This window comes from Tsuneonella rigui (assembly GCF_003958625.1).
Taxonomy (GTDB): domain Bacteria; phylum Pseudomonadota; class Alphaproteobacteria; order Sphingomonadales; family Sphingomonadaceae; genus Tsuneonella; species Tsuneonella rigui.
On the sequence record NZ_RSEL01000028.1, the window covers coordinates 38,376 to 50,220 of the forward strand.

The 11,845-nt window shown below is 64.7% G+C and carries 8 protein-coding genes; 5 read left to right on the forward strand and 3 right to left on the reverse strand.

The window, feature by feature from the left end; translation table 11 throughout:
• Positions 1–145: 145 nt before the first annotated feature.
• The 3 genes from ELY12_RS11800 to ELY12_RS11810 form a co-directional block, all read right to left on the reverse strand.
• Entirely contained in the window at positions 146–1,390 is a 1,245-nt protein-coding gene (locus tag ELY12_RS11800; RefSeq protein ID WP_126176913.1) for a cytochrome P450, read from the reverse strand.
• Between the two features lie 498 nt (positions 1,391–1,888).
• A complete protein-coding gene (locus ELY12_RS11805; protein ID WP_126176914.1) occupies positions 1,889–2,716 on the reverse strand; it encodes a DUF5681 domain-containing protein in 828 nt (275 codons plus the stop codon).
• On the reverse strand, positions 2,716–4,044 hold the full coding sequence (locus ELY12_RS11810) for a site-specific DNA-methyltransferase (protein ID WP_126176915.1): 1,329 nt from the start codon (positions 4,042–4,044) through the stop codon (positions 2,716–2,718). The genes ELY12_RS11805 and ELY12_RS11810 overlap by 1 nt, the downstream gene beginning before the upstream one ends.
• Before the next feature lie 490 nt (positions 4,045–4,534).
• Here ELY12_RS11810 and ELY12_RS11815 point away from each other — a divergent pair, with 490 nt between their 5' ends.
• The 5 genes from ELY12_RS11815 to ELY12_RS11835 all read left to right on the forward strand — a co-directional run bounded on the left by ELY12_RS11815 (position 4,535) and on the right by ELY12_RS11835 (position 11,628).
• A complete protein-coding gene (locus ELY12_RS11815) occupies positions 4,535–6,442 on the forward strand; it encodes a CocE/NonD family hydrolase (protein ID WP_241229839.1) in 1,908 nt (635 codons plus the stop codon).
• Between the two features lie 112 nt (positions 6,443–6,554).
• Positions 6,555–6,929, forward strand: a complete 375-nt coding sequence (locus ELY12_RS11820) for a BlaI/MecI/CopY family transcriptional regulator (RefSeq protein ID WP_126176916.1) — start codon at positions 6,555–6,557, stop codon at positions 6,927–6,929.
• Positions 6,929–8,701 (forward strand): M56 family metallopeptidase, encoded by a 1,773-nt coding sequence (locus ELY12_RS11825; RefSeq protein ID WP_126176917.1) that lies wholly within the window; start codon positions 6,929–6,931, stop codon positions 8,699–8,701. Before ELY12_RS11820 ends, ELY12_RS11825 begins: the two co-directional genes overlap by 1 nt.
• A 103-nt stretch (positions 8,702–8,804) precedes the next feature.
• Positions 8,805–9,539: a hypothetical protein gene (locus ELY12_RS11830; protein WP_126176918.1), complete on the forward strand. Its 735-nt coding sequence runs from the start codon at positions 8,805–8,807 to the stop codon at positions 9,537–9,539.
• Between the two features lie 10 nt (positions 9,540–9,549).
• On the forward strand, positions 9,550–11,628 hold the full coding sequence (locus ELY12_RS11835) for a TonB-dependent receptor plug domain-containing protein (RefSeq protein WP_126176919.1): 2,079 nt from the start codon (positions 9,550–9,552) through the stop codon (positions 11,626–11,628).
• Positions 11,629–11,845 lie beyond the last annotated feature (217 nt).

Sequence of the window (11,845 nt, forward strand, 5' to 3'; positions counted from 1 at the left end):
TTAGAGACGCAGTATCTATCAGACCGTGCGGCCTATCCCACGCTCGTCCAAGCGCTCGCCGCCAGCCTTCCCCCGCTGGTAAAACCGATCGTGAGTTGGCGGTGCCTGTTCGCAGTATCGGCGACAAACCGGCGTGGTTGCTGCATCAGGCGCGGACTGAATAGCGGATAGGGAGATGGCGAAGTCCGCCCATAAACAATGTCTGACTCTGAACCGGCTCGCCATCCAATTCGAGGTCATCGATGCGCGCTAGAAAGGTGCGATAGAAAGCGGTCATCTCCACCTTGGCCAGAAACTGGCCAAGGCACACGTGTGGACCGATGCCGAAGGCGAGGTGCGGGTTCGGCGCGCGATCGACGCGGAATTCAAACGGATCCTCAAAAACTTCCTCGTCACGGCACGCCGAGGGATAGCACATCAACAGCGAGTCACCTGCCTTTATTTGCTGCCCGCGCAGTTCATAGTCGGCGGCCGCTGTGCGAAAGAAATGCTTCACCGGGTGGGTCCAACGCACCATCTCGTCCACCGCAGTGCGCAGCAACTTAGGATCGGCGCGCAACTTGGCCATCTGTTCAGGGCGGCGCAGCAGCGCTTCTAACCCGCCGGCGATCGAGGCACTGGTGGTGTCATGGCCCGCGACCGTGACCGTCAAATAATAGGAGTAAACCGAAAGATCGTCGATCGGGGCGCCATTTAGCTGGGCGTTTGCGATGACCGAGGCTAGGTCGTCCCGTGGCGCGCGGCGGCGATCTTCCACGATAGGCGCGAAGAAATCGAACATCTCGCGCACGACCATCAGCATGTGCTCGCCCTGCGACAGGCTTCGCCGCGTCTCCGGATCGAGCGAGCCATTCATCTCCGCTGACAGCCGAAGTAGCTTCGCTTCCGCCTGGGCGTCGCCCTCAAGCCCGAAGATCGAGAGTATGACGCGAAGCGGGTACCAGACCGCGACTTCGTTCACGAAGTCACATCGGTTGCCGGCATCGAGGAGTATGTCAACATGGCGCTCAGCGATCGCGGCGATCTTTTCCTCGAGCTTCTTGACGTTCGCCGGCAGGAACCATTCACGCGTGATTTCCCGCAGCGCGCGGTGTTCCTCGCCATCGGTCGACACGACGGTGCGCTGCGCCTGATGGCGCCCCGTTGCCGCACGGATGGCCTCCTCGGCCTCGATCGTATTAAGTGTTGTCCTGGGCGCACTCAAAAACAGGTCCGGCTTGCGCTGAACCTCGGCTATGTCCGCGTGCCGGGTGACCGCCCAAAATGGGCGATAGCCGTCAGGCTCCGTCCAGCGCACCGGCTCCTCGCGTCGCAGATCGGCGAATAGAGCATGATATCGCTCCGGGTCAGAATAAATGCCTACATCGACGATGGCATTATCGCGGGACAATTATCTACTCTCCTCGTCGAGACGCTCGATCGGTTGCAGACAATTTATATTCCGCAACGGGCGCTCTTTTCGTTGAGATAAGCGCAGCCCAATACGGGGGGGTAACATTCTTTAGCTATAGGGCCATCGATTTCGCATATGGAATAGAACGGGAAGATCTCATCGGTGGCGGCGCCTCCCTGGGAGGCGCCCCTACTATGGTACATGCAAATTGGCCGGAGACAGTCCACTTCTGAGTCACGGATGCGCTAAGCAGACTTTCGCGAACGGGTCCGAAGGAATCCTACTACCGGACTCGCTCAGAGTGAGATTCCAATATTTGCTCTGAGGTGATTCTCCCCCGCGGCGGCCGCCACGAGGTTGGCTCTCTGACAAAGACGATTAGCGCCGATCAGAAGCAGCTTGGGTCGTGAAACAGCCGCTTTCGATAGGCCCGTCCCGAATGCTGTCAGTCCCTAGACGGCCCAATTCCAGACATACGAACGTCAGCTCAGTCACTCACTCGATATACTCGTCCCGAAGCTTCTTGCTCTCCCGCAATTCCTCGAGCGCCTTGCCCGACCGCGACGCCCCTTCCCGATACGACCGGTTCTCCAGCTTGACCTTGTAGCGTTCGGTCACGGCATCGTTGATGAGGTCGAACATCCGCTGCTCCCAGTGCCAATCATCGAGGTAATGTGGCTTTAAGGGGTCGTCATCGGGCAGCTGCTTGTACTGGTCCGCGTAGGAATTGACATTGTCCTGCGCCTCGGCTCGGCGGGCGAGCGCATGATCGAGACGATCACGCGCCTCTTTCGTCATCGGTCCAGTGAACTTCACATCGCCCGTGTACGGATCGAGGATCACATCATCGGGATGCGGGATCGGCAGCGGCAGCTCCGCACCGGTCTTTTTCGCGCGCTCGATCGCCTCGGTCCACTCGTGCTTATAGTTCACCCATGCCCCGAACGCCTCTAGCTTCGAACTGAAGTCATCACGCTCGAGCTTGGTGACCATCTCGCTCAAGGTCTTCTGGGCGAACCGGTTGCCCTTGAGGGCTGACACTCCCATCGCCCGGAACACTGCCTGGATCGCCGGCAGCTCGATGACCCGGTCGCCCTCGCGCAAGGTCACCGTGCGATAGGCCTCCTCGCGCAGGTATGCCTCGGCACCGCGCATGCCGACGCCGGTGTCGACCTTGGGCTTGTTGTGCGCACCGCGGGGCCGTCCCCGTGGGTTTCCCGAGCTGCCCTTGCGGAACCGGTGCTCTGCCGGCGGGCGGCCGTAGCCGACCTTGTAGGGGACCGGCAGATCATTGCCGTCGTCCTTCTCGTCGACCGCGCTCATCATGCGGCCTCCAGACCAAAGCCACGTCGAGCGTCAGCAACATCCTCGAAGCAGTCGTTGGTGGTGACAAGCTTTGCGCGCTTGCCGGTGTAATCCTGCCAGCGGCGGATGATGGTGTCGCAGTAGAGCGGGTCGTACTCGATGAGCCGCGCGCAGCGCCCGGTCTTCTCGGCGGCGATAAGCGTGCTGCCCGATCCGCCGAACCCGTCGAGGACGATCTCGCCCCGCTTGGAGCAATCGCGGATAGCATCGGCAATGAGCGCGACCGGTTTGACCGTGGGATGCATGGCCAACTCGTCGGAGCGGTTGGCGCCGATCGAGCTGATGCCGGCGTAGTCCCAGACGTTGGTGCGGTACCTCCCGGTCTCGCCAAGGCCGAACGTGTTGGTGTGGCTTGCCGTGCCCTGCTTGAACACGAACACCAACTCGTGCTTAGAGCGATAGAACGCCCCCATCCCGCCGTTGGTCTTGTTCCAGACCACCAGGTTCTTGAGTTCAGTGAAGCACTGGCTGCCGGCGGCAAGCAGCTCGCCCATGTGCCGCCAGTCCATGCACACGAACGCGATCGCGCCGTCGCGCATGACCCGTGCTGTGTTGCCCAGCGTCTCGGTCAGGAACCCGGTAAACTGGCTTTGGCTCATCTCGCCCGAGGCGAAGGCAAACTCGCGGTGCTTGACCGAGCCCAGCCCGCAAACGTTGCCGTCGATGGCGACGTTGTACGGCGGGTCAGTGAACACGAGGTCGGCGCGCTCGCCGGCCATCAGTCGGTCCATTCCGGCTCCGTCACGCGTGTCGCCGCACAGCAGGCGGTGGCGACCGAGTTGCCAAAGATCATCCATCCGGGTGACGGGTTCGCCGCACGCCGCTGGCACCGCATCTTCTGGTTCCATTGGTCCGTCGAGGCTTGCCTCGCGCGCATCGTCGATCGCGAGGTCGACCTCGGCCAGGCTGAACCCGGTAAGCTCGACGTCGAAGTCGAGATCGACCAGTGCCTGGAGCTCGATCGCCAGGATCTCCTTGTCCCACCCGGCATTGAGCGCCAGCTTGTTGTCGGCCAGCACATAGGCGCGCCGCTCGGTCTCAGAGAGATGCGACATGGCAAGCGTAGGAACAGTCTTGCGGCCAAGCAGGCGTGCTGCCTCGACCCGGCCATGGCCGGCGATGATCTCGCCGGCGTCCGAGACGAGCACCGGGTTGGTGAACCCAAAGCGCTGGATCGACGAGGCGATCTGCTTGATCTGTTTTTTGGAGTGGGTCCGCGCGTTGCGCGGGTAAGGCTTCAATAGGTCGATCGATAGTTCGATCACCTGCTGGGCAGGGTAGTTCATGCTCGTTCCTCCGTCTGCCTCACGGCGATGGTTGAAGCGCGCCCTTTATCACGTTCACCGCCAAATGTCAAGAACGAAGAGGGAACGCGCACTTGGTTCGGTACCGGGTTAGGATCGATGATCCGCAGTCTCCACTATCTTGCAGCCATCACCCAGCAACCGATGCCCGTTCGCTGTTTGACGCGGAAGCTTCGCTGTTTGCGCGAAATCGGTCGCTGTTCGGGGCGGGTGAATTCCCTGTTCCGTGCGCAGGGAATTGGCATCAGGAAATGGCGGAATTCTGCGGGTTGCAGACGGTTCGTGAACGCCAAACCGGCCCGGAAAATGTCAATTTCCCTGTAGATTCCCTGTAAATCAGGGAAAACAGGGTCGGAGACTGATCCGCTCCAGACTGCTTGGCGCACCACACTCTTCTGCACGACGTTGACGCGGCCCGCTCGGGTCGCCGGAATCGGTTGACCCGGCACGCAATAGGCGTGACGTTTCGACTATGACGAAACGCCCTCCGATCGCCCGCAGTCTCATGCTGGCGCCGCTCGCTCTTGCTCTACTCGCTCCGGGCGTTGCCGCTCAGACGGCCCCATCGTCCGACACGATGCTGAACGAGCAGGTGAAGGACTACGACTGGGTTCGTCCCCAGGCCGACTTCGTGCGCAAGGTGGTGATGATCCCGACGCGCGACGGCACCAAGCTCTACACCGTCATCGTCCATCGCAAGGGCGTTACGGATGCGCCGATCCTGTTGAGCCGCACGCCGTATGACGCGGCCAAAGCGACGAGCCGCAGCCGCAGTCAAAAGATCGAAGAGATACTGCCCATCGCCGACGCCGAGTTCGTCAACGACGGATATATCCGCGTCTATCAAGACGTGCGCGGCCTCCATGGATCGGAGGGCGACTACGTGATGACCCGGCCACTGCGCGGGCCCCTCAATGCAACCGAGGTCGATCACGCCACCGACGCCTACGACACGATCGACTGGCTCGTGAAGAACGTGAAGGAGAGCAACGGCAAAGTCGGCATCACCGGTTCGTCGTACCTCGGCTTCACCTCGCTGATGGCCCTGGTCGATCCTCATCCCGCACTGAAGGCCGCCGTGCCGCAGAGCCCGATGGTCGACGGGTGGATGGGCGACGACTGGTTCCACAACGGCGCGTTCCGCACCTTCGGGTTCGATTACGACCTCGGCCAGACGGTGAAGAACGGCGGCGGCAGCGTGCCCAAGGGCAACGGCGACGAATACACCGCGTATCTCGAGGCGGGATCGGCGATGGACTACGCGGCGGCTTATGGACTGCTGGACCTTCCGGTCGTGCGCAAGGTGCTCGAGCACCCCAGTTACGACGCCTGGTGGCAGAGCCAGGCGCTCGACAAGCTTCTGGCAGAACGCAAGCTCACCGTGCCGACCATGCTGGTGGTCGGCCAATGGGACCAGGAAGACAGCTACGGCGCGCCGGCGGTCTATCGAGCGCTGGAAAAGCAGGATGCCGCCAACGACATGCTTAGCCTGGTCATCGGCCCCTGGCGCCATTCCCAGGTGAACTACGAAGCGCGAGAGCTCGGACCGCTCAAGTGGGAAGGCGACACCGGTCTTCAATTCCGCACGCGCTGGATGAAGCCGTTCCTCGATTGTCACCTCAAGACCAACGCGCCCGCGTGCGACACCCCGCCTGTGCTGACCTACGCCACCGGCGACCAGCGGTGGGAAGTGTCGCGCGAATGGCCGGCGGGCACCCTCACCCCGCTGTACCTCGACAAGGGGTTCGGCCTGTCGTGGGCCAAGCCGGCCGCGGGCAGCGACAGCTACGTGTCCGACCCGGCCAAGCCGGTGCCTTTCCTGCCGCGCCCGATCCACATGCAGGGCGACGAATGGCGCACGTGGCTGGTGCAGGACCAGCGCTTCGTCGACGGCCGTACCGACGTGCTGAGCTATTCAACCGGTGTGCTCGACAAGCCGGTGCACATCATGGGCGCGCCAAAGGTGGACCTCCGAGCCGCCACCAGCGGCCGCGACAGCGACTTCGTGGTCAAGCTGATCGACGTCTATCCCGAAGAGAACACGGCCGATCCGAAGATGGCCGGTTACCAGCTCGGCATCGGCATCGAGATCTTCCGCGGGCGCTACGTCAACGGCTTCTCGACCCCGGCCCCGCTCGAACCGGGCAAGACCTATGCCTTCCAATGGTCGTTGCCCAACGTCGATCACGTGTTCCTTCCGGGTCACAAGATCATGATCCAGGTGCAGTCGAGCCTGTTCCCGCTCTACGACCGCAACCCGCAGACCTGGGTGCCGTCGATCATGTCGGCCAAGCCGGCCGATTATGCGAATGCGACCGAAACCATCCGCCGGGGCGGAGACGCGCCGAGCGCCGTGTGGCTGCCGATCGCCCAGGATTGATTAGCCGGGCGCCGCCTCGACCGAGGACTCGGCGCGCCCGCAGATTAGCGCTTGCATCGCTCACGCTACAAATGTAGCACCGCTACAAATGTAGCACTTGAGGTGATTCGCGATGCTGTCCAACCTGCCCCCGCGCGAGCGTCAGATCGTCGACATCCTCTATGAACGCGGTGGCTCGACGGTCGGCGAGATCGGCGATGCCTTGGAAGACGAGGTGTCCGGCTCGGCGATCCGCGCGATGCTGCAGCGGCTCGAGAAGAAGGGCTTCGTCGAGCGCTCGCAGGGCGCGCACGGGTTCGTCTATGCGCCCAGCGTTTCGGAGAAAGCTGCCCGCAAGTCGGCGCTCGGCCAGGTGGTGCGGGTGTTCTTCAACGGCTCGCCCACCAGTGCCGCCGCGGCCCTGCTCGGTATGCAGGACAATCTCGACAATGCCGAGCTCGACGAGCTCGAACAACTGATCGCCCGCGCGCGGCAGGGGAGGAAGTAATGGTGCTGACCGCTTCGCTGCTGACGAGCCTTGCGCTCAAGTCGCTCGTCCTCGCCGGGATCACGCTCGGCCTGCTGCGCCTCGCCAAGGGCCGCAGCCCCGCCGAACGCTCGCTGATCGCGCACTTCGGGCTGCTCGCGGTACTGCTGCTGCCCGCCGCCTCCATCCTCCTGCCCGAATGGGCGCCGCTGCCGCAGCAGATGTTCGCGGCGGAGGCGACCACGCTGGTCATGCCCCAAACCACGCTTGAGCCGGCCGCCGGTGTCCCTTCGGTGGCCGTGCCTGCGAGCGACGCCGTCGCCCCCGTGGCGGCGGCGCCGTTCGTCGCACCTTCGCCCGAGACGCTGGCGGTGTGGGTCTATGCCCTGCCGCTCGCGGTGATGTTCGGGATGATGCTGCTTGCGGTCATGCGCCTGTTCGCGATGCGCCGCCGGGCCGAGGTGCTGGTCGACGGCGCCTGGCTGTCTGCGCTGGCCGGTGCGCAGCGACGGATGGGGTTCAAGCACGGCACCGCGCTGCTGGTGAGCGAGGAACTGCGCTCACCGATCAGCTGGGGCGTGCTCCGCCCGACTATCCTGCTCGATCCGCGCGCGGTGTCTGCGGTCGGCGACGCGGAAGCGATCATCGCCCACGAGCTGGCGCACGTCGCCCGACTCGACTGGGCCAAGCTGCTGATCGCCCGCCTCGCCTGCGCGCTGTTCTGGTTCAATCCGCTGGTGTGGATGCTGGCGCGCGAGAGCCACCAGCTGCGCGAAGAAGCCGCCGACGACACCGTGCTGCTGGCCGACATCGCCGGGTCCGATTACGCGACGCTGCTGGTCAACGCCGCTCGGCACGACAACAGCGGCACCTTGATCGCCGCGCACGGGGTGGCACCGGCGAAGAACTCGCTCCGCCGCCGGGTGGTCCGCGTGCTCGACGCCAACGTCCGGCGCGGGCCGGTCCGCACCGGCTGGGGCGCGCTGAGCTTGGTTGCGGTGCTGGCGATCGCCGCGCCGCTCGCCGCCTTCACCACCATTGCCACCCGCGCGGTCGACGACGCCAAGACGCCTTCGATCGGCGAGCGGCATGTTGGCGTCGGGGGCAAGGGCGCGGCGCCCCAGCACCTCGCGGGTAAGCCGCTGACCACCGATGACCTGATCGCGATGAAGGCGGTCGGCGTGACCCCGGCCGAGCTCGCCCAGTCGCGCGACAGCCATGGCTACATCGATCCCGATAGCGCGGTCGCGATCAAGGCTACCGGCGTGACCCCCGAATACGTCGCCGAGATGCGCGGCGTGTTCGGCAACAGCGTGACCGCCGACGACCTGATCGGAGTGCGCGCGGTGGGGGTCGATGCGAGCTACGCAAGGGCGATGCGCGGCCTCGACCGGCGCGCCGACCTCGATGAGGTGATCGGCGCCCGAGCCGTCGGCGTCACGCCCGCCTATGCACAAGAGATGCGGGCCTACTTCCCGCATGTCACGCTCGATGATCTCACCAGCATGCGCGCAACCGGGGTGACCGGCAGCGACATACGCACGATGCGTTCGTCGGGCATGAACGTGAGCGAGCCCGATGATGTGGTCGCGGTGCAGGCTGTGCTGGGCCGGCGCGGTCCGCCGCCGAGCGTTACCCGCGGGCCCGGCACCATCCGCGCGGTGCGGGACGGCGCCACGGCGATCATCGGACCGGACGGCGTCTACGCCAGCCGCCGCAACCCCGATGGGACAGTGAGCACCGCGATCACCAGGAATCCGCCGCCACCCGACGACGATCCCGACGACGAATAGCCGCCGCCTGATCTGACATCCCGCTGAGTAACCGAGAAAACGCCGCCCGCCGGCGAGCCCTGACGCTCGCCCTGCGCCGGCCCGAAGAGGAGAGGAGCTTCCCATGAAGACCGTGACCCAGATCGCCGCGCTGACCACCGCGCTGCTGCTCGGCTCAGCCACCTTGGCGGGCCCCGCCACGACCGCCCGCGCCGGCGACATGCCCGAGATCACTTGGTCTGTTTCACCCGCCAACGACGATCGTGGCGCGCCGACGATCGAGTTTCGCCACGACACCAGCAACACCTCATTCTCGCTCGACAATGAGGCGGATCTCAATGCAATCCGCGCCGCGTTGGGTTCGCAGGGGTCGGTCGCCTTCACGCTCGACCGCGAACCGGGCATACTGACCTGTCTCGGTTCGAACGAAGACGCGTATGAAGGCCGCGGGTCCTGCACCTTCGCCGCCGACAAGGCATTCGAGGCGGAGCTGCGCGCCCGCAACCTCGCGCCCGACGGGGACGGTGAGTTGCTGGCGATGACATTGCTGGGCGCCAACCGCGCCCTGATCGACGGCCTGACCCGCGAAGGCGTGGCGCCGGAATCCTCCGACGATGTGATCGCCGCAGCGGCGCTCGAAGTGACCCCGGAATACGTCGCCAGCCTCAAGGTCGCGGGTCTTACGCTCGATAAGCTCGACGACGCGATCGCCTGCCGCGCGCTGGAGGTCGATGCCGACTATCTGCGCGCGCTGGCGGACGCCGGCTACCACCCCAAGGCGGACGACGTCGTCGCGATGAAGGCTGTCGGCGTGACCCCCGAATACGCCCGGCGCATGAACGCCGCGGCGCAGAACTGAGGCAGGACGCATGAAACTGCTTTCAGGGGTCGCAACCCTCGCGCTGGTGGCGGGCACGCCCGCGCTGGCGCAAACCGCTCCCGAGACTGGCGACGCACCCGCGCCGACCGCGCAGCCGGCGCCGCGCTCGGGCCAGGTCTACACCAAGGCCGATTTCGTCCGCTACGCGCCGAAGAACGCGTACGATATGCTGAGCCAGGTGCCGGGCTTCACCATTCGCGACAGCGAGCAGCTGCGCGGACTGGGGCAGGCGACCGGCAACGTACTGTTCAACGGCCAGCGCCCGTCATCGAAGTCCGACGACCTCGGCACCCTGCTCAGCCGCATTCCGGCAGACAATGTCGAGCGGATCGAGATCCTCGACGGCGCCACGCTCGATATCCCGGGATTGTCGGGCCAGGTCGCGAACATCGTGTTCCGGGCGGACAACTTCTCCGGCCAGTTCTCGTGGAAGCCGCAGTTCCGCGCGCACTACACCGATCCGCTGCTGACTCGCGGCGACGTGTCGGTCAGCGGCCGCACCGGTGCGATCGAGTACGAGATCGGCCTCAACAACGACAACTCCGCGCGCAGCGGCGCGGGCGGCGAGACACTCATTACCAACGGTGCCGGGGCATTGGTCGAGCGCCGCTACGACGTGTGGGACACCCACTACGACACCCCAAAGCTGTCGGGTAAGGTGACCTGGGACGGCCCCGGGTCGAGCGTCGGCCACGCCAACGCGCACTACCAGCTGATCCACGATCATTACCTCGAGAAAGGCGAGCGCACCTCGCCCGGCCTGCCCGAGCGCTTCCGCGTGTTCCGGCAGCAGAGCGACAGCTGGAACTACGAACTGGGCGGCGACTACGAGTTTGCCCTCGGCCCTGGACGCCTGAAGGCGATCGGCCTGAGGCGCCTGAGCCACGAACCGTACTTCGAGCAGTCGCGCGTTTCCTTCGCCGACGGCTCAACCGACATCGGCGACCGCTTCACCCAGACCGGCGACTTGGGCGAAACCATCGCGCGCGGCGAGTACACTTGGAAGATGCTGGGCGGCGACTGGCAGCTCTCGGGCGAGGCGGCATTCAACACGCTCGACAACGTCGCGGGGCTGTTCACGCTCGACCCGTCTGGCGAGTTTGTTGAAATCCCCTTCCCCGAGGGGACCGGCGGAGTTTCCGAAGATCGCTACGAGGGACTGCTCAGCTTCGGTCACAAGATCACCGACACGCTGTCGTTCCAGATCGTCGGTGGGGCCGAGCATTCGACCATCTCGCAGACCGGCGCGAATGGCCTGACGCGCAGCTTCTTCCGCCCCAAGGGCACGCTCTCGTTCGCGTGGACCCCCAGCCCCGATTTCGACGCCTCGCTCAAGATTCGCCGTCGGGTGCTGCAACTGTCGTTCTACGACTTCCTGGCGCGCGCCTTTCTTAACGACGGCAATGCCAACGCCGGCAACAACGACCTGCGCCCGCAGCAGGACTGGAGCTACGAGGCGGAGATCAACAAGAAGTGGGGCCCGTGGGGGTCCAGCAAACTGCGGTTGATCTATCGCGACGTGGAGGACTTCGTCGACGTCATCCCGGTCGCGGGCGGGGAGTCGGTCGGCAATATTCCCAAATCGTGGGCCGCCGCGGTGGTGCTCACCAACACCATCAACCTTGATCCTGCGGGCATCAAGGGCATGAAGATCGACACCGATTTCGTGTACCAGAAGTCCTCCCTGCGCGACCCGTTCACTGGCGAGACCCGCCAGTGGAGCGGCTTCACCGACACCCAGGCGAGCATCGCGCTGCGGCACGATATCCCGGAGAGCAACTGGGCCTGGGGCGCGGAGGCGAACTATTCGCACAACCAGCCCAACTACCGCAGCAACTCGGTCGATCACGTATGGGAGGGGCCCGTGTTCGCGTCGGCCTTCGTCGAGAACAAGGACGTGTTCGGGCTGACCGTGCGTGCCCAGATCGGCAACGTCCTCAACGCCCGCTCGCGGCGTGAACGGGTGACCTATGCCGGACTGCGCGGCGCAACCCCGATCCAAACGATCGAGAGCCGCGATCGCCTGATCGGGCCGGTGTTCTCGTTCTCCGTGCGCGGCACCTTCTAGCCGGAGTGGAACCCTCATCCTTGGCTACCGTTCACCCCGCCTGTTGAACGGATCGCCGAGATTTGCCTGCAATATTCGTTAGCTAACCTCGCCAAGGTATTGCGCTTGAGCGCCCGAGCGGATGATGCGCTGTTGCCCCTCGCCCCCGAGGACAGCGTATCATTTGTTATACCGCTCTTAACCAAACCAACACCCTCGCGAGGCTAGAGCCAGGCGC

Excerpts from the sequence above, each read along its gene's own strand:
- ELY12_RS11830 (WP_126176918.1), top strand. The coding sequence starts at position 8,805 with ATGAAGACCGTGACCCAGATCGCCGCGCTGACCACCGCGCTGCTGCTC.
- ELY12_RS11825 (WP_126176917.1), top strand. The coding sequence starts at position 6,929 with ATGGTGCTGACCGCTTCGCTGCTGACGAGCCTTGCGCTCAAGTCGCTC.
- ELY12_RS11810 (WP_126176915.1), bottom strand. The coding sequence starts at position 4,044 with ATGAACTACCCTGCCCAGCAGGTGATCGAACTATCGATCGACCTATTG.
- ELY12_RS11835 (WP_126176919.1), top strand. The coding sequence starts at position 9,550 with ATGAAACTGCTTTCAGGGGTCGCAACCCTCGCGCTGGTGGCGGGCACG.
- ELY12_RS11805 (WP_126176914.1), bottom strand. The coding sequence starts at position 2,716 with ATGAGCGCGGTCGACGAGAAGGACGACGGCAATGATCTGCCGGTCCCC.
- ELY12_RS11815 (WP_241229839.1), top strand. The coding sequence starts at position 4,535 with ATGACGAAACGCCCTCCGATCGCCCGCAGTCTCATGCTGGCGCCGCTC.
- ELY12_RS11820 (WP_126176916.1), top strand. The coding sequence starts at position 6,555 with ATGCTGTCCAACCTGCCCCCGCGCGAGCGTCAGATCGTCGACATCCTC.